We start from the raw sequence: 17,609 nt of genomic DNA on the forward strand, positions 1-17,609 counted from the left end.
CTTGCGCAGGCGTGACGGCGCCGGGCGGCGGCGGGAGCGGCGCGGCTTCGACCGGCGTCGGCGGCGCGACGCGGCTCTGCGCGAGCAACGCCGGCGACGCGAGCGCCGAGGCGACGCCTGCGAGGAGCGCCAGAATGCTGATCCGTGAGTGCCGCATCGTCATGATCCCGATCGCCAAATCCTGATCGGCTGGGCGGAAAGCCAGCTCGATTCGCGCGCTTGCAGCGCAACATAAACCATCCATCTCTCCGCGGAACGGCCGAGACAGCCTAAGCGAAGCGCCGACGATGGCTTTTTCACGTCGCTTCGCTCTATACGGTCGCGAATGCCAAGGACTTGTGACCAATGAACGCCCTCGCGCAGCGCCGGTTCCTGAAGATGAACGGCCTCGGCAACCAGATCACCGTGCTCGACTTGCGCGGCACGACGCTGCGCGTGTCGGAAGGCGACGCCCGCGCCATCGCCGCCGAGCCGCGCGCGCGTTTCGACCAGTTGATGGTGCTGCACGATTCCGCCACGCCCGGCGCCGACGCCTTCGTGCGCATCTACAACACCGACGGCTCCGAGGCCGGCGCCTGCGGCAACGGCACGCGCTGCGTCGCCTGGGCGATGATCGCCGACCCCGTGATGGGCGATTCCACCAAGACCAGCCTGACGCTCCAGACGAAGGCGGGTCTGCTGCCTGCCTTCCGCGACAGCGACCTCGTCTTCACCGTCGACATGGGCGAACCGAAGCTCGGCTGGGAGGACATCCCGCTCGCCGAGCCGTTCCACGACACGGCCCGTTTCGAGCTGCAGATCGGCCCGATCGACGATCCGGTCCTGCACACGCCCTGCGCCGTCAACATGGGCAATCCCCATGCGGTCTTCTTCGTCGAAGACCCGTATCGCTTCAATCTCGCGCAGATCGGCCCGCTGCTCGAGAACCACCCGATCTTCCCCGACCGCGCCAATATCGAGCTCGCCGCCGTGACCGCGCCGGATCATATCGTGCTGCGCGTCTGGGAGCGCGGCGCGGGCATCACGCAGGCCTGCGGCTCCGGCGCCTGCGCGGCGCTGGTCGCCGCCGTCCGGCGCGAACTCTCGGCCCGCAAGGCGACCGTGAGCCTGCCAGGGGGCGATCTCGATGTCGAATGGCGGGAGCGCGACGGCCATGTCCTGATGACCGGCCCGGTCGAGTTCGAATGGGACGGCGTGCTGGAGCCCGAACTGTTCGGGCGCTCGGCCTGATGGCGGTCGAACTCGTCAATTTCGGCTGCCGGCTGAACATCGTCGAGGGCGAGACCATCCGGCGGCAGGCCGAGTTGGCGGGCCTGCGAGAGATCGCGATCGTCAACAGCTGCGCCGTCACCTCGGAGGCGGTGAGACGGGCGCGCCAGACCGTGCGCCGGCTCGCCCGCGTCGAGCCCGGCCGCCCGGTCGTCGTCACCGGCTGCGCCGCGCAGATCGACCCCGCCACCTTCGCCGCCATGCCCGAGACCGCGCGCGTGCTCGGCAACGCCGAGAAGCTGCGGCCGCAGAGCTGGGCCGCGCTCGCCCGCTCCAACAGCCTGCATCGCGGCGACGCCGCGAGCCCCGTCGACAAGATCGCGGTCGGCGACATCATGACCGAAACCGCACTCGAACCGGCGCTGCAGGAGCGCGCGCGGAACCGCACCCGCGGCTTCGTCCAGGTCCAGAACGGTTGCGACCATCGCTGCACCTTCTGCGTCATCCCCTTCGGCCGGGGCCGCTCGCGCTCGCTGACGCCGTCGGCCGTGCTCGACCAGTGCCGCCGCCTCGCCGAGGACGGCGTCCGCGAGATCGTGCTGACCGGCGTCGACCTGACGAGCTACGGCCACGACCTGCCCGGCGAACCGACCCTCGGCGCACTGGTCAAGGCCATCCTGCGCGACTTGCGGGAGCTGCCGCGCCTGCGTCTCTCCTCGCTCGACGCCGTCGAAATCGACGAGATCCTGCGCGACGCGATCGCGACCGAACCGCGCCTGATGCCGCATCTGCATCTCTCGCTGCAGGCGGGCGACGATCTGATCCTGAAGCGGATGAAGCGCCGGCACAGCCGCGATCAGGCCATTCGTTTCTGCGCCGAGATGCGGGCGCTTCGTCCGGCGGTCGCCTTCGGGGCCGACCTGATCGCCGGTTTCCCGACCGAGGACGAGGCGATGTTCCAGCGCTCGCTCGACCTGATCGAGGACTGCGATCTCGCCTACGTCCACGCTTTCCCCTACTCGCCGCGCCCCGGCACGCCGGCCGCCCGCATGCCGCAGCTTACGGGCGCGCTCGTTTCGGAGCGCGCGGCGCGCCTGCGCGAGGCGGCGGCCCGGGCGCATGCCCGCCATCTCGAAGCCCGCATCGGCCGGCCGCTCTCGGTGCTGACCGAACGCGGCAACACTGGCCGGGCCGAGGATTTCACGCTGGTGCGGTTCGGGCGGGATGTCGCTGCGGGGGAGGTTGTGGAAGTATCGGCGCAGGGGTTGGACGAGAAGGCGCTGATCACGGCTTAAGAGAAAACCCCTTTTGTTCTTGCAAGGCCAGGGGTCGCGGCTCGATCGGCGTCACGGGTTGCACGCGCCGCGCCACACACCCGCTGCACCTGGTTGTTGCAGTAGCCGCGCGGGTTCCACGCCATCTCCAGCGGCTGGGCATTGCCGGCGACATCGAGGGCCCGCGCCATCACCAGCAGCGGCCCGGCCTCCTTGACCGGAACCTCGGCCCGGAACCGCCGCCACGCGAACGGCCCTTCCCCCGGTTCCAGCGCGGCCTCGACCCAGCTCGTCCCGCCGTCGCAACTGACCTGCACATCTGCGACCGGAACCGCTCCGCTCCAGGCGAAACCAGCCACCTCCAGCGCTTCCCCGACGGGCGCGACGAAGCCGTGCGCCGGCCGCGTGATCAGCGACTTGACCGGCATGTCCGTGATCACGGCGAAGCGGCTCTCGTCTGGCGCCTCGCCAGGCTTCACCGGCACGAGCGGCAGCCGGTAGTTGGTGCCGCGCATCTTCTCGCCGTCATGCTCGACCGGGCGCAGGGACACGCGCTCCAGCCATTTCTGCCAGGCCGAGCCCGGAAAGCCCGGCGCGACGATGCGCAGCGGCCCGCCATGCAGCGCCGGCAACGGCTCGCCGTTCATGGCGAAGGCGATCAGCGTCTCAGGCGCCAGCGCCTTGGCGACCGGCAAGCCGCGCGACAGGGCCGGCTTCGACGGATCGGCGATCTGGCGGTCCGGCGCATGATGCCCGGTATAGACCGCGCTCGCCTTGACGCCCGAGGCCTCCAGCACGTCGCGAAGCCGGATCCCGGTCCAGCGCGCGCAGCCGATCGCGCCGAGCCGCCAGGGCAGGCCGTCGGTCGCCGGCGAGAATTGCGAGCGGCCGTTGCCGGCGCATTCCAGCACCGCCGTCTCGGTCACGATCTCGAAACGCCGGCGCAGCTCCGCGACCGACCAGACCAGCGGCCGCTCGACCTCGCCGTCGATCGTCAGCCGCCAGGCCTCGGCCGGGCCGGTTTGCGGCAGGTCGCCATTGTTGCGGATGAAGAAGGCGTCGACCGGCGTGATCGCCTCGTCGAGCAGATCCAGCGCCGGCTCGGCGTTCAGCGCCTCCTCGTCATGGACGAAGAGGCCGGGCTTGAGGCGGCGCAGCAGCGGCAGTTCGACGAGGCGGCGGGGCAAGCGGTCTCCTTAGCCATGGACTCACGGGCTGGCGCAGCCTGCCGCGAAGCAGCCCGGTCGGCGCTTAAGGCTAGCCAGCCCGGCAGCGATGGGCAATCCGCCCAGGCCGCGCGTTACCCCTGCGCGGCGACCTCCTCGCGCAGCGCCCGGCGCAGCACCTTGCCGACATTGGTCTTGGGCAGGCTCTCGCGGAAGACGATCTGCTTGGGCACCTTGTAGCCGGTCAGGTTCGCCTTGCAGAAGCCGCGCAGGACGTCGGCCGTCAGCGCCTCGTCCTTCTTGACCACGAAGGCGGTCACGGCCTCGCCGGAATGCTCGTCCGGCAGGCCGATCACCGCCGCCTCCAGCACGCCGGGGTGGCTCGCCAGCACGTCCTCGACCTCGTTGGGATAGACGTTGAAGCCCGAGACCAGGACCATGTCCTTCATCCGGTCGACGATCCTGGTCTCGCCGTTTGACTGCATGACGCCGATGTCGCCGCTGCGGAAGAAGCCGTCCTGCGTCATCACCTTGGCGGTCTCGTCGGGCCGGTTCCAGTAGCCGACCATCACCTGCGGCCCGCGGATGCAGATCTCGCCCGGCTCGCCATAGGGCATGTCGTTGCCCTCGGCGTCGCGGATGGCGAAATCGGTCGAGGGCAGCGGATAGCCGATCGTGCCGGTGAAGTCGCCGATATCGGGCCGGTTGATCGAGGCGACGGGAGAGGTCTCGGACAGGCCGTAGCCCTCGACGATCGGCTTGCCGGTGACGTCGCGCCAGCGCTTGGCGACGGCGGCCTGGGTCGCCATGCCGCCGGCGACCGCGAAACGCAGCTCCGAGAAATTCACGTCCTTGATCTCGGGGTGGTTGGCGAGCGCGTTGTAGAGCGTGTTGACGCCGGAGAAGAGCGTGATCCGGCTCGTCTTGAGCGTCTTGACGAAGCCGGCGATGTCGCGCGGATTGGCGATCAGCAGGCTCTTGGCGCCGATCCGCAGCATGACCATGCAGCAGCAGGTCAGCGCGAAGATGTGGTAGAGCGGCAGCGCCGTCACCATGACGTGCTGATAGCCGCTCTTGCCGAGCGGCGGCTCCAGCGCCCAGCCGAGCCAGGCGGCGACCTGCTCGACATTGGAGGCGACGTTGCGGTGGCTCAGGGTCGCGCCCTTGGCGACGCCGGTGGTGCCGCCGGTATATTGCAGGAAGGCGATGTCGTCCGGCGCCACCGTCACGGGCGTCATCGCGGCGGGGCCGGCGAGAATGCCCTTCAGCGCCACGGAGCCCGGCAGGCTGAAGGGCCTGACCACCTTCTTGACCTTGCGCGCGACGAAATTGACGATCGTGCCCTTGAAGCCCATCAGGTCGCCGGCGGTGGCGATCACGATCGCCTCCAGCTTCAGGTTCGGCCGCGCCTCCTCGACGACATGGGCGAAATTCTCGATCACGACCAGCGCCCGCGCGCCGGAATCGTTGAGCTGGTGCGTCAGCTCGCGCGCCGTATAGAGCGGGTTGACGTTGACCACGGTGAAGCCCCCGAGCAGCGCCCCGAAGATCGTGGCCGGATAGGCCAGGATATTGGGCATCATCAGCGCGATCCGGTCGCCCTTCTTGAAGCCTTTCGACTGGAGCCAGGCGGCGAAGGCCTGCCCGGCGCGGCCGGTCTCGGCGAAGGAGATCGATTTGCCGAAGCTCTCGAAGGCCGGCCGGTCGGCATAGTCCGCGCAGGCTTTGCGGATCAGGTCGGCCAGCGTGCCGACCTTGCTCGGATCCAGCTGCGCCGGCACGGCCTCGGGATAATGCGCCAGCCAGGGGCGCTGCTCGGATTTCGTCGGCGCGCCGCTCATCGCGTTCATGATCGTTTCTCCCTTGCCCCCGCATTCGGCCGCCGAGGCGACCGTTGCGGACTGTTTTCCTGATCACACAGTGCGAAACCGCGACGACGGACGCAAGCGCCCGTCGCCGGAAATGCAGCGCAAGGGTTAGATATGAACCTTTTTTCGACGCACTCCCTTCAACGCGCATGCGCCATGGCATGGGCCGAGACGATCGCGTCGGCCGGCTTCCCGGCGAGTTCGGCGAGATGGTCGAAGCGCGCCGAGAACGAGCCGACGCCGGCCGTGGCCGAGCGCAGCTCGACAATCAGCCCGGCCATCTCCGCCTCCGGGATCAGGGCGTTGATCTGGTCCCAGCCGCGCCAGCCCGGCCGCGCATCGTAGCCGAGGATCTGGCCGCGCCGGCTGGACACGATCGCGGACGCCCGCGACATCGCCTCGGACGGCACCACCACCTCGACCATCAGCACCGGCTCCAGCAGCACCGGCTTGGCCTGCGGCGCCGCCTCCGCCATCGCGATCCGCGCCGCCTGGCGGAAGGCCATGTCGGAGGAATCGACGCTGTGATGCGAGCCGTCGGTCAGCGTCACCGCGAGATCGACCAGCGGAAAGCCGAGCGGGCCTTGCCGGCAATAGTCGCGCATCCCGGCCTCGACCGAGGCGATGTAGTTGCGCGGCACCGCGCCGCCGACGACCTTGTCGATGAAGCGGATGCCCTCGCCGCGCGGCATCGCCTCGATCTCCAGCACGACGTCGCCATATTGCCCGTGCCCGCCGCTCTGCTTGCGGTGCCGGCCCCGCGCGGACGCCTTGCCCCTGATGCTTTCGCGATGACCGATCTGCGGCGGCCCGCTCTCGACGGCGACGCCATAGCGGCCGGCGAGCCGCTCCAGCGTGACGCGCAGATGCATCTCGCCCTGCCCGGACAGCCGCGTCTCGCCGAATTCCGGCAGTTGCGCCACGACCAGCGCCGGGTCCTCCTCCGCGATCCGCGAGAGCGCCGCGGCCAACCGGACATCGTCCTTGCGGTCCTTCACCGAGACGGCGAGCGCGTGCACGGCCTCCGGCGGCGCGATCGATGTGATCAGCGGCGGCCTGACCTTGCCCGGCGCCAGCGCCTCGCCGGTCGCGACGCCCTCCAGCCGCAGCAACCCGGCGACCTCGCCTTCCTCGACGGTGGGCCGGCGGCTCTGCTCGGAGCCCTTCAGTTCGACCACGCCGGCGATGCGGGCCTCGGCCCCGCCGGATGCGGTGACGACGTCGCCCTCGGCGAGACGGCCGCGCAGCATCCGCGCCAGCGAGACCTTGCCGCCATGGCTCGAATGCCATGTCTTGACCACCTGGGCGAGCGGTGCGCCGTCATCGACCACGCCGATGCGCCCGCGCGTCGTCCCGAGGCCCGGCGCCTCGTGACGCAGCGCCTTGAGCAGCCGCGTCACGCCGTTGCCGCGCTCGGCCGCGCCGATCAGCACCGGCACGACGTGGCCGTGCTGCAAGTCGCGGGCGAGGTCGTCGAAGACGCGGTCGCGCGGCGGCTCCATGTCGCCGAGCAGATCCTCCATCAGCGCGTCGTCATGGTCGGCGAGCGTCTCCAGCATGGAGAAGCGAGCATCCTTCTCGCGACCGAGCTCGGTCTCGGCCAGCGGCACGATCTCGCTCGGCGCATGCTCGCGATAGATGAAGGCCCGTTCCAGGGCGAGGTCGATGAAGCCGACCGCGATGCCGTTCTTCCAGATCGGGATCTGGCGCAGCAGCAGCGGCGTGCGCGAGGCCCGTTGCAGCAGACCGAGCGTCTCGCGGACGCGGCGGGTCGCGCTGTCGATCTTGTTCAGGAACAGGAAGCGCGGGATATCGGCTTCCTCCAGTTCGCGCAGCACGAGTTCCAGCGCCGGGGTCTTGCGGTCGTCGGCCTCGCAGACCACGACCGCGGCGTCGACCACCGGCAGGACATGGCGCATCTCGTGCAGGAACTCGACCGAGCCGGGGCAGTCGATGAAGGTGAAGCGTTCGCCAAGAAAATCGACGGTCGCGACGTTCGGCTCCGTGCTCATCTGGTGCGCGCGCGCCTCAGGCGAGGCGTCGCCCAGGCTGCTGCCGGCCTTGACCGAGCCGGCGCGGGACAAGCCGCCGCAGCGTTCGACGATGCTTTCGAGCAGGGTCGTCTTGCCGCTCTGGAAGGGACCGACGAGCGCGATGCATCGCGGCCCCTCGCCTCTGACGCCGTTGGCGGCTCCCGCGCTCCGGGTGGATTGGCTCATCTTCGTCCTCCTTCGGGTGTGAGCCGCCGGATCGGAGACGAAGTCCGGTCGCGCGCGGCGGGAAGGCCGGCGGAGCGTGGAAAAGCGAGCGCCCACGCCGGTCGGGCGGCGGTCGCTCCGGCCCGACGGAGTCGGGCGGCCGTCGAAGAGGGATGTCGATGGCGAGGTTCGCGCCGTTCGGCGACGGGCGCAAGTCAATTATGCGCCCGTCGCGGCGACGCGGTCAGGCGGCCTGCGGGAGGCGCGCGATGGCCTTGATCTCGAAAATCGAAACCGGCCAGCCCGTTCACGCCGACCGCCGCCCAGTTTGGATAGGGCTGTCGACATACGCCTCGCATGTTATCGATGGTTCTCCCCAGCCAGCCGCTCAAACATCGACCCAGCCGCCCTCGCGCGCCGAGCGGGCCATGGCGTGCACGACGCGCTCGATCTCCAGCCCCTGCGCAAAGTCGGTCAATCGCGCCGGTTTGCCGTCCAGCGCGTTCAGGATCTCGGAGGCCTCGATCACCTTGAGCTCGTTGAAGCCCAGCCCATGGCCCGGCGCCGGCATGAACTGCCCGTAGGGCGGGTGGACCGGCGCGACGAGCACCGTCCTGAAGCCCTGCTCATGGGCGGCGTCCGAGCGCAGATAGAGCTGGAACTCGTTGGCCCGCTCCTGGTCGAACAGGATCGACCCCTCCGTCCCGAAGAGCTGCAGGGCGATCCGCCCCTTTCTCCCCCAGGCCGCGCGGTTGACGATGAGCGTGCCGTCGAGGCCGCCGGCGAAACGCAGCAGCGCGGCGGCGATGTCGTGGGTCTCGACCTGCCGCTCCCGCCCCCCGGTGTCCTTGAGCCCGGCGAAGGGCCTGCTCTCCGCCGCCGTCACCCGCAGCGGCAGGCCGCAGAGCCGCTGCAGCAGCGAGAGCGGATGCACGGCGAAATCGTCCAGCGCGCCATAGCCGGACGTCGCCTCGTGCTTGTGCGAAAACGCCATCTCCGGCGAGGCCATGAAATCCTCGTCCATTTCGACCCGAACCTGCGTCAGCCGGCCGATCCGGCCAGCCGCCACCAGCGCCTCGATCTGCCGGAAGGCAGGGCTCTGGATGTAGTTGTAGCCGAGCACGGCAAGCCGGCCGCTGCGGGCGCCGGCCTCCGCCATCGCCTGCGCGTCGGCGAAGGCGATGGCCATCGGCTTCTCGCACCAGACATGCTTGCCGGCCTCCAGCGCCGCGATCGCCATGGCGCGATGGAACTGGTTGGGCGCCGTCACCGAGACGATCTCGACTTGCGGATCGGCGATCACCGCGCGCCAGTCGCCGGAACCGCGCGCGAAGCCGAAGGCGCGGGCCCGCTCGCGGGCAAGCTCGTGCGAGACATCGCCGAGATGGACGAGGCGTGGCCGCAGATCCGTGCCGAAGGTCGCGGCGACCGCGTTCCAGGCCAGCGCATGGCACTTGCCCATATAGCCCGTGCCGATGAGGCCGACCCCGATGCTGCGCATAGTTCCGATCCGTAAAACGCCTGAGCCGGTCTCAGATGGTTCCGCCCAGCTCGGCCGAAAGCGCCTGCAGCTCCTTGCCGCCGGCCATCAGGTTCTGCAGGTCGTCGATCGCGATGTCGCTCTTGGCGAAGGTGCCGAGCGTCTTGCCGCGGTTCAGGATGGTGAAGCGGTTGCCGACCGCATAGGCGTGGCGGACGTTGTGCGTGATGAAGACGATGCCGAGCCCGCTCTGCCGGACCTGATGGATGTATTTCAGCACCATCGAGGTCTGGGCCACGCCGAGCGCCGAGGTCGGCTCGTCGAGGATCAGGATCTTGGCGCCGAAATAGACCGCCCGGGCGATCGCGACGCATTGCCGCTCGCCGCCCGACAGCGTGCCGACCGCCTGGTTCGGGTCGCGGATATCGATCCCGATCTTGCGCATCTCCTCGCGCGTCACCGCGTCGCACAGCGCGAAATCGATCTGGCGGAACGGAAAGACGCCCTTGCAGGCTTCCCGCCCCATGAAGAAGTTGCGCGTGATCGACATCAGCGGGATCATCGCCAGATCCTGGTAGACCGTGGCGATGCCGGCATCGAGCGCGTCGCGCGGGCTCGCGAAATTGACCGGCTTGCCCTCGATCAGGAAGTCGCCGCTCGACGGCCTGACCACGCCCGACAGCGTCTTGATCAGCGTCGATTTTCCGGCGCCGTTGTCGCCGAGCAGGCAGAGAACCTCCCCGGCCGAGACCGACATCGAGACGCCGTTGAGCGCGATGACCGAGCCGTAATGCTTGACGATGTCCCTGACCTCGATCACGGGCGGAACAGGCGCGGCGGGAGCGTCGGTCATGATCAGCGCTCCCCCGTGACCTTGCGGCGGATGAAGTTGTTGAATAGCACCGCCATCAGCAGCATCGTGCCGAGAAAGACCTGGAACCAGTCGGAATCGAAGCGGGTATAGGTCAGCCCGATCGAGACCAGTCCGAAGATCACCGCGCCGAAGAAGGCGCCGATCGCCGAGCCGTAGCCGCCGGTCAGCAGGCTGCCGCCGATCACGGCCGCGATGATCGCCTCGAACTCCTTCTGGAAGCCGCGGCGCGCATCGGTCGAGCCGGCGTCGAGTATGGTGATGATCGCGACCAGCGCCGCGGCGCAGGCCGTCAGCGCGAACAGCCCGGTCTTGACCCGGTCGACCGGCACGCCGGAATTCCGCGCCGCCTGCGGATCGCCGCCGACGGCGAAGATCCAGTTGCCGAGCCGGGTCCGGAGCAGGACCCAGGTCGCCAGCGCCGCGATCAGGACGAACCAGACCACCGAGACCGGCACGCCGCTGACCTTCGGCACCCCGTTCGGGAAGGTCTCGATCAGGCCCTTGCCCGCGAACCAGGTGAAGACCGGCTGGAAGGCCACGCCCGAGAAGAGCGATTTCAGGATGCCCTCGCCCGCCGCGCTCTCGATGCCGCGCAGTTGGGTCGAGCCGCCCGTCGCCCATTTCAGCCCGACCAGCGTCAAGCCGCGCAGGATGAACAGGAAGGCGAGCGTGACGATGAAGGAGGGCAGCCTCGTGCGGATGACGATCTGGCCGTTGACCATGCCGATCAGCGCGGCGCAGGCCAGCGTCGCCAGGATCGCGAGCCAGAGCGGCTGGCCGAGCATCGTCAGGAACACGCCGAAGGTCAGCCCCGCGAAGGCGACCATCGAGCCGATCGACAGGTCGAACTCGCCGCCGATCATCAGGAGCGCCGCGGCGATCGCCAGGATGCCGAGCTGCGACGCCGGCGCCAGGATCGTCATCAGTCCCGACAGCGAGAACATCGAGCGGTCGGCCGTGAAGGCGAAGAACACCACGACGAGCACGAGGCCGCCGAGCGCGCCGAGTTCGGGCCGCCGCATCAGTTGAGCCGTCACGCTCGCGCGCCGGAGCCGCTCGTCCGCCGGGTTGGATTGGGTTTGAACGCTGGACATGGCCCTATACCGAGCGGGTTCGACCGCTTCGTTCAGGAGTTCAGGATCATAGAACTGCAGGAGCGCTGGAGCGGGCCGCGCCTTGCCGGTGGTCCGGCAAGCCGCCTTGGCCGGGCGCGCAACGCCTCAGCGGATGCCCTTGGCGGAGAGTTCGACCACCTGGGCGGCTTTCTCCCTGGTGATCAGATTCGGGCCGGAAGGCACGTTTCCGCCGGGGATCAGGCCAAACTTCGCGTTGTTGGCGAGGAAGACGACCGGCAGGTAACCCTGCAGATATTGCTGCTGGTCGATGCAGAACTCCGCTTCGCCCGCGGCGACCGCCTTGAGGAAGCCGGCGGAGAGATCGAAGGTCGCGACCTTGATCTTGCCGGTCTGGCCGACATCCTTCACCGCCGCGAGCGAGGGCTCGCCGGCCGTGCCCGCGCCGAGCGCCATGATGGTGTCGACGGCGCTGTTGGCGCTCAGCGCCGCCTTGACCTTGGCGCGCACGTCGGCCGGGTCGTTCGAGACCGGCAGGACCGTCGTCTTCCCGCCGAAGCCGTCGGAAAAGCCCTTGCAGCGCTGGTCGAGCGAGACGTTGCCGACCTCCTGGTTGACGCAGAGCGCCGTCTTTCCGCCCGACTCCTTCAGCTTCTCGCCCGCCGCCTTGCCGGCGCCGTACTCGTCCTGGCCGACATGCAGCAGCGCGCCGAGCTGCTTCGAGACATCCGATCCGGAATTGATCGAGATCAGCGGGATGCCGGCGGCGACCGCCTTCTTGAGCGCGGGTCCGAGCGCGGAGGCGTCGGGAATGGAGACGATCAGCCCGTCAGGCTTCTGGTTCACGGCTGCGTCGATGATCTGGCTCATCGCCACCATGTCGAAGCTTTCTGGCGCGCGGTAATCGACCGCGACGCCCATATCCTTGGCGCCGGCCGTGACCCCGTTCTTGACGACCGACCAGAATGGATCGTTGGCCTGGCCGTGGGTGACGGCGATCAGCCTGATGTCCTTGGCGAAGGCGCCGCCGAGACCGGCGAAGACCGACCCCGCGACGAGCGCGGCGCCGAGCGCAACTCTGATGGAACCTCTCATGACCTTCCTCCTAGCCACGCGGAAACCCATCGCATGCTCGATGTTGCAGGTGGCCTGCTGGAGGCTAGAGGGCAGTCAGCGAAAATCAAGCAAAAATTCCATTCCTTAATTTTTTTGGAATTTTTGTTCCATTCGGTATCAATAATCGGCCCGCGCTCCGGAAACCGTCCCCCCGCCTTCCTGCCAGACGCTATTCGATGACCGGGCGCGCCAGCGTGCGACCTAGCGGTTCCGCCGCTCGCCCCTGAGCGTTGCGAGCCCGATCCCGACCGCGTCGAAGCCGCCATCGACCGCCAGGACCTGCCCGGTTATGTAGCTCGCCTTGTCGCCGCACAGGAACGCGATCGCCTGCGCCAGCTCCTCCTCCAGCCCGTAGCGGGCGAGCGGGATGGCGTCGCGGTAATCGGCCCTGATCTCGGCCGAGTGCACCGCCTTGGCCATCGCGGTGTCGACCGGGCCAGGCGCGACCGCGTTGACCCTGATGCCGAGCGAGGCGAGCTCCGCCGCCTGCTGCTTGGTCAGATGGGCGAGCGCCGCCTTCGAAGTGCCGTAGGCGACGCGCAAGGTCGAGGCGCGCAGGCCCGAAATCGAGGTGACGTTGACGATCGCGCCGCCGCCCGTCCCCGCCATCATGGCTGCCGCTGCCTGCGTGGTCAGGAACGGCCCGGTCAGGTTGACCGCCATGACGCGGTTCCACTCTTCCAGCGTCGTCTCCAGAAGCGGCTTGAACACCGCCGTGCCGGCATTGTTGACCAGCGCGTCGAGCCGCCCGAAGCGCGCGGCGAGCGCGGCGAAGGCGGCGGTGATCTGCGCGGGATCGCCGAGGTCGCAGGCCAGCGCCAGCGTGTCATCAGGCCGCGCGATCCCCGCCACGACTTCCGCCAGCAACTCGCTCTCGATATCGAGCATCGCGACCCGCCAGCCCTCTTCCAGGAACAGCTTGGCGGTGGCGAGGCCGATGCCCCGCGCCGCGCCGGTGACGAGGGCGACAGGATTGGAATGCTCGGACATGCCGTTTCGACCCATCAAGCTGTTGTCATGCTTGCAAGCAGCCTATGCACAGCGCCCGGCGTCAGGCCAAATGCCGTCTTGCCGGCCAAACCGCTTTTGCGAAAGGCCTGCGCTCGACAAACCGCGCGCCCTCCTGTATGGCCCGCGCACTCAACTTAAAACAGCGCGCCGTAACGCCCGCGTGAACACACGCGACAACGGCATCGGAGAAAAGCCATGAACATCATCGAGCAGCTCGACGCCGAGCAGGTCGCCCGCCTGAGCGAGGGCAAGGACATCCCCCATTTCCAGCCCGGCGACACCGTGCAGGTCAACGTCAAGGTCAAGGAAGGCGAGCGCAGCCGCGTCCAGGCCTATGAGGGCGTCTGCATCGCCCGCAATGGCGGCGGCCTGAACCAGAGCTTCACCGTCCGCAAGATCAGCTATGGCGAGGGCGTCGAGCGCGTCTTCCCGCTGTTCTCGCCGAACCTCGATTCGATCAAGGTCATCCGCAAGGGCAAGGTGCGCCGCGCCAAGCTCTATTACCTGCGCGACCGCCGCGGCAAGTCGGCCCGCATCGCCGAGCGCGTCGAGGCCAAGGGCGGCAAGGACGCCAAGGCCGCCGCCAAGTAAGCCACAGGCTTCGGCGGAAGAGGTTCAACGCGGTCCTTCGGGGCCGCGTTTTTCGTTTCGCTCGCCCCCTGGCTGGGGAGAACAAACCTATTCCTGATTTCCGAACGTCATGTCCCGCCGCGCGGTCAGGATCGAGATCGAATAGCCCGCCACCACGTCGACCAGCGCCATCAGCGTGATGATCAGGAAGGTGCCGGTGCCGAAACCGGGGATCAGCAGGAAGCCGACGAAGCAGGCGATGAAGACCAGCATCGACAGGCCGTGATTGAGGATCGAGCTCGATTTCGCGCTGGTCGCGTTCATGATCTCGAAGAACAGGACGATCGTGGCGATCGAGAGCACGAGTTCGCTCGTCGTCAGCACGAAGCGCGCGCCGGACGGCAGGTTGAACCCGACGAGCTCGCGCGCCAGCGGCACGCCGGTGATCGCGACGGGAACGGCATAGGCGACGACCGCCACAACCATGAAGGGAAAGAACCGCAGCATCTCGTCTCGCCTGTCCCGTTGCCGGCTTGTCGCCGCGCCGCCTCGCCAACCCTGCATAGCAGCAGGCCGGACCCGACGCACGCGGCGAAACGGCGGCGAAGCCTTCCATCCGCCGCCCTGCCCGGCTTACGCTTCGTTGCCGCCGCACTCTGGAACTGTTAGAACCGCGCCATGACGAGAGCCCGACAGAGCGCGGACGGCAGCCGCCGCATCGTCCGCCGCGAGGCGCGCCCGCGCCGCATGCCGACGACGCAAGGGTTCGCGGCGCTGCACGACCATGCCCGGCTGCCCTGGCGCTTCTTCGGCCGCTTCACGGCCTCGATCGCCGCGGGCCTTACGCGCGCCTGAGACCGGCCCTGCGGCCGGCGACAGGCGATGCGTTGCGCGTGCCGGCTCCGCGCATCGACCTTCCTTTTTCAAGACCGCTTTCACGACATCGAGGCTTATCGCCATGGCGACTTCCGCACCCAAGACCCTCTACGACAAGATCTTCGACGACCATGTCGTCGACCGGCAGGAGGATGGCACCTGCCTGCTCTATATCGACCGCCATCTCGTCCATGAGGTCACGAGCCCGCAGGCCTTCGAGGGCTTGCGCATGACTGGGCGCAAGGTCCACGCGCCGCACAAGACGCTGGCTGTCGTCGACCACAACATCCCGACCACCGACCGCTCCAAGGGCATCGCCGAGGAGGAGAGCCGCATCCAGGTCGAGGCGCTGGCGAGGAACGCCAGAGACTTCGGCGTCCAGTACTTCAACGAGCTCGATATCCGCCAGGGCATCGTCCACATCGTCGGCCCCGAGCAGGGCTTCACCCTGCCCGGCGCCACGATCGTCTGCGGCGACAGCCACACCTCGACGCATGGCGCCTTCGGGGCGCTGGCGCACGGCATCGGCACCTCCGAGGTCGAGCATGTGCTCGCGACCCAGACGCTGATCCAGAAGAAGGCGAAGAACATGCTCGTCCAGGTGGACGGCGTCGCCGCCGAGGGCGTCACCGCCAAGGACATCACGCTTGCGATCATCGGCGAGATCGGCACGGCCGGCGGCACCGGCTCGGTGATCGAATATGCCGGCGAGGCGATCCGCGCCCTCTCGATGGAGGGCCGCATGACGGTCTGCAACATGTCGATCGAGGGCGGCGCGCGCGGCGGCATGATCGCTCCCGACGAGAAGGCCTATGCCTATCTCAAGGGCCGGCCCATGGCCCCGAAGGGCGAGGCCTGGGATGCGGCCCAGCGCTACTGGGAGACGCTGGTCTCCGACGCGGGCGCGCATTTCGACCGCATCGTAAAACTCGACGCCAACAACCTCCCGCCGATCGTCTCCTGGGGCACGAGCCCGGAGGACGTCGTTTCCGTGGCGGGCGCGGTGCCCGATCCGAGCCTGATCGAGGACGAGGTCAAGCGCACCTCGAAGCAGCGCGCGCTCGACTATATGGGCCTCATCGCCGGCACGAAGATGACCGAGATCCCGCTCGACGTGATCTGGATCGGCTCCTGCACCAATGGCCGCATCGAGGATCTGCGCGCCGTGGCCAAGATCGTCGAGGGCAAGACCATCGCGGGCTCGCTCGACTACGCCATGATCGTGCCGGGCTCCGGCCTCGTGAAGCAGCAGGCCGAAGCCGAAGGGCTCGACAAGATCTTCCTCGCCGCCGGCTTTGAATGGCGCGAGCCCGGTTGCTCGATGTGCCTCGGCATGAACCCCGACCAGCTCAAGCCCGGCCAGCGCGCGGCCTCGACCTCGAACCGGAATTTCGAGGGCCGGCAGGGCTTCAAGGGCCGCACCCATCTGGTCTCGCCGGCGATGGCGGCGGCCGCCGCGCTGGCGGGCCGGTTCGTCGATGTCAGGACGATGGGGTGACGCGTGCCTCGCGGGGATCGATAAAATGACCAACGACCCCCGCGAAGCCGCCCGCGCGGCCGAGGCGCAGGCCGCGCTCGATCGCGTCAAGCGCGACAATGAGAGCTTCCTCGGCTCGTCCATGGCGCGCGCCGCCGATCATTTCTCCGGGAAGGATGCGCCCGAAGGCAACGCCGCCGAGCTCTGGGGCCGCCGCGTCGGCCGCACGCTCTCTCTTCTCGGCGTCATCGTGCTGGCCTGGTGGCTCGGCCGCCAGCTGAAGGTCTGGTGATGGGCTCCGTTCCCTCCGTCGGCGCCGCCTCGTCATCCTCCAGCAGCGCCCATGCCGAAGCCGGCGCGGCGACCGGCTGGGATGCTGCGAAAGCCCCCGCCATCGCCGATTTCGAGGTGTTGGCGCAGGCCGCCTTCGACCGCTTGCCGGACGCGTTCCGCGCGCTTTGCGCCGACGTCGTCTTCAACGTCACCGAATTTCCCGAGGACGACGTGCTGAAGGAGCTCGAGGCCGAGAACCCCTTCGACATCCTTGGCCTCTTCTCCGGCGTCGGCCTGCCGCAGCAGGGCTACGCGCCGCAGACCGGACAGATGCCCAACACCATCCATCTCTACCGCCGCCCGATCCTCGACTACTGGGCCGAGAACGACGAGAGCCTCGGCCATATCGTGACGCATGTTCTCGTGCATGAGATCGGCCACCATTTCGGCTTCTCCGACGAGGACATGGAAGCGATCGAGGCGCAGGCGGAGCGGCAGGAATGATCGACGACCTCATCCGCCACTGGCCCGAGCTGGCTCTGGTCTACTCCGCACAGATCTTCGCGGTCGCCAGCCCCGGCCCGAGCAACCTGATGGTGATGGCGACCGCGATGGCGCGCGGCCGGCGCGCCGGCATGATCCTGGGGCTCGGCGTCACCACCGGCTCGCTGACATGGGGCATTCTGGCGGCGCTCGGCGTCTCGGCCCTGATCGCGGCCAATCCCGGCGCGCTCCATGCGATCAAGATCGCCGGCGGGCTTTATCTGCTGTTCCTGGCCTGGCGTTCGGCCCGCTCGGCGCTGCGAACCGACCCGCCGCCCCCGCCGACCGTCGCGCCGGGCCGCCGGACCTGGCTGCGCGGCTTCCTGATGCACCTCACCAACCCGAAGGCGATCCTGGGCTGGACGGCGATCATCGCGCTCGGCCTGCGCCCCGATGCGCCGCTCGCGGTCGTCTGCGCGATCGTCGTCGGCTGCGGCCTGATCTCGCTCGCGATCAATCAGGGCTACGCCATGCTGTTCTCGACGCCGTCGATGATCGCGGGCTACCGCCGGGTCCGACGTCGCGCGGAGGGCTGCCTGTCGGCCGTCTTCGCCTTTGCCGGGTTCAGGCTCCTGACGGCGCAGTCTTGAAACGCCCCGGC

Annotated in this window: 18 protein-coding genes and 1 pseudogene; 9 read left to right on the top strand and 10 right to left on the bottom strand. The window is 68.7% G+C overall.

Translation table 11 applies throughout. From position 1 onward, the window contains the following. From AC1RRW_RS00005 to mtaB, 3 genes are all read left to right on the top strand, one after another. On the top strand, nucleotides 1-185 hold a 185-nt coding region (locus AC1RRW_RS00005; RefSeq protein ID WP_492897932.1), incomplete at its 5' end, for a hypothetical protein. 160 nt (nucleotides 186-345) lie between these two features. Beyond that, complete coding sequence (gene dapF, locus AC1RRW_RS00010; RefSeq protein ID WP_492897934.1) at nucleotides 346-1,230, top strand: diaminopimelate epimerase; 885 nt, start codon at nucleotides 346-348, stop codon at nucleotides 1,228-1,230. Next, nucleotides 1,230-2,504, top strand: coding sequence for a tRNA (N(6)-L-threonylcarbamoyladenosine(37)-C(2))-methylthiotransferase MtaB (mtaB, locus tag AC1RRW_RS00015; protein WP_492897936.1), 1,275 nt, complete (start codon nucleotides 1,230-1,232; stop codon nucleotides 2,502-2,504). Before dapF ends, mtaB begins: the two co-directional genes overlap by 1 nt. Here the strand turns inward: mtaB and AC1RRW_RS00020 are convergent. From AC1RRW_RS00020 to AC1RRW_RS00060, 9 genes and pseudogenes are all read right to left on the bottom strand, one after another. Continuing rightward, nucleotides 2,501-3,670 carry a sulfite oxidase gene (locus tag AC1RRW_RS00020; protein WP_492897938.1) on the bottom strand — a complete coding sequence of 390 codons (1,170 nt, stop codon included), beginning with the start codon at nucleotides 3,668-3,670 and terminating at the stop codon, nucleotides 2,501-2,503. The two genes, mtaB and AC1RRW_RS00020, sit on opposite strands and share 4 nt — an antisense overlap. Before the next feature lie 113 nt (nucleotides 3,671-3,783). Next, nucleotides 3,784-5,499 carry an AMP-binding protein gene (locus tag AC1RRW_RS00025; protein ID WP_492897940.1) on the bottom strand — a complete coding sequence of 572 codons (1,716 nt, stop codon included), beginning with the start codon at nucleotides 5,497-5,499 and terminating at the stop codon, nucleotides 3,784-3,786. Between the two features lie 158 nt (nucleotides 5,500-5,657). Continuing rightward, entirely contained in the window at nucleotides 5,658-7,736 is a 2,079-nt protein-coding gene (locus tag AC1RRW_RS00030) for an elongation factor G (RefSeq protein WP_492897942.1), read from the bottom strand. Between the two features lie 223 nt (nucleotides 7,737-7,959). Beyond that, nucleotides 7,960-8,059, bottom strand: a pseudogene (locus AC1RRW_RS00035) (RidA family protein); the annotation flags it as partial. Nucleotides 8,060-8,103: 44 nt separating this feature from the next. Continuing rightward, complete coding sequence (locus AC1RRW_RS00040) at nucleotides 8,104-9,216, bottom strand: Gfo/Idh/MocA family protein (protein WP_492897944.1); 1,113 nt, start codon at nucleotides 9,214-9,216, stop codon at nucleotides 8,104-8,106. 31 nt (nucleotides 9,217-9,247) lie between these two features. After that, nucleotides 9,248-10,048 carry an ATP-binding cassette domain-containing protein gene (locus tag AC1RRW_RS00045; protein ID WP_492897946.1) on the bottom strand — a complete coding sequence of 267 codons (801 nt, stop codon included), beginning with the start codon at nucleotides 10,046-10,048 and terminating at the stop codon, nucleotides 9,248-9,250. Nucleotides 10,049-10,050: 2 nt separating this feature from the next. Next, nucleotides 10,051-11,163: an ABC transporter permease gene (locus AC1RRW_RS00050; RefSeq protein WP_492897948.1), complete on the bottom strand. Its 1,113-nt coding sequence runs from the start codon at nucleotides 11,161-11,163 to the stop codon at nucleotides 10,051-10,053. A 126-nt stretch (nucleotides 11,164-11,289) separates the two neighbouring features. After that, nucleotides 11,290-12,237, bottom strand: coding sequence for a sugar ABC transporter substrate-binding protein (locus AC1RRW_RS00055; protein WP_492897950.1), 948 nt, complete (start codon nucleotides 12,235-12,237; stop codon nucleotides 11,290-11,292). Nucleotides 12,238-12,459: 222 nt separating this feature from the next. Next, nucleotides 12,460-13,248, bottom strand: coding sequence for an SDR family NAD(P)-dependent oxidoreductase (locus tag AC1RRW_RS00060; protein WP_492897952.1), 789 nt, complete (start codon nucleotides 13,246-13,248; stop codon nucleotides 12,460-12,462). A 216-nt stretch (nucleotides 13,249-13,464) separates the two neighbouring features. On the opposite strand from AC1RRW_RS00060, the gene rplS reads away from it, so the two are divergent. Then, complete coding sequence (gene rplS / locus AC1RRW_RS00065; RefSeq protein ID WP_492897954.1) at nucleotides 13,465-13,860, top strand: 50S ribosomal protein L19; 396 nt, start codon at nucleotides 13,465-13,467, stop codon at nucleotides 13,858-13,860. An 87-nt stretch (nucleotides 13,861-13,947) separates the two neighbouring features. Here the strand turns inward: rplS and AC1RRW_RS00070 are convergent, their stop codons facing one another. Continuing rightward, nucleotides 13,948-14,346: a hypothetical protein gene (locus tag AC1RRW_RS00070; RefSeq protein WP_492897956.1), complete on the bottom strand. Its 399-nt coding sequence runs from the start codon at nucleotides 14,344-14,346 to the stop codon at nucleotides 13,948-13,950. A gap of 171 nt (nucleotides 14,347-14,517) precedes the next feature. Here AC1RRW_RS00070 and AC1RRW_RS00075 point away from each other — a divergent pair, with 171 nt between their 5' ends. The 5 genes from AC1RRW_RS00075 to AC1RRW_RS00095 all read left to right on the top strand — a co-directional run bounded on the left by AC1RRW_RS00075 (nucleotide 14,518) and on the right by AC1RRW_RS00095 (nucleotide 17,598). Next, nucleotides 14,518-14,694, top strand: coding sequence for a hypothetical protein (locus AC1RRW_RS00075; RefSeq protein WP_492897958.1), 177 nt, complete (start codon nucleotides 14,518-14,520; stop codon nucleotides 14,692-14,694). A 103-nt stretch (nucleotides 14,695-14,797) separates the two neighbouring features. Next, a complete protein-coding gene (gene leuC / locus AC1RRW_RS00080; RefSeq protein WP_492897960.1) occupies nucleotides 14,798-16,213 on the top strand; it encodes a 3-isopropylmalate dehydratase large subunit in 1,416 nt (471 codons plus the stop codon). A gap of 25 nt (nucleotides 16,214-16,238) precedes the next feature. Then, complete coding sequence (locus AC1RRW_RS00085) at nucleotides 16,239-16,484, top strand: hypothetical protein (RefSeq protein WP_492897962.1); 246 nt, start codon at nucleotides 16,239-16,241, stop codon at nucleotides 16,482-16,484. Then, a complete protein-coding gene (locus AC1RRW_RS00090; RefSeq protein ID WP_492897964.1) occupies nucleotides 16,484-16,969 on the top strand; it encodes a metallopeptidase family protein in 486 nt (161 codons plus the stop codon). The genes AC1RRW_RS00085 and AC1RRW_RS00090 overlap by 1 nt, the downstream gene beginning before the upstream one ends. Beyond that, nucleotides 16,966-17,598, top strand: a complete 633-nt coding sequence (locus AC1RRW_RS00095; protein WP_492897966.1) for a LysE family translocator — start codon at nucleotides 16,966-16,968, stop codon at nucleotides 17,596-17,598. Before AC1RRW_RS00090 ends, AC1RRW_RS00095 begins: the two co-directional genes overlap by 4 nt. Nucleotides 17,599-17,609 lie beyond the last annotated feature (11 nt).

The organism is Allobosea sp. GW821-FHT12C12, assembly GCF_058807355.1.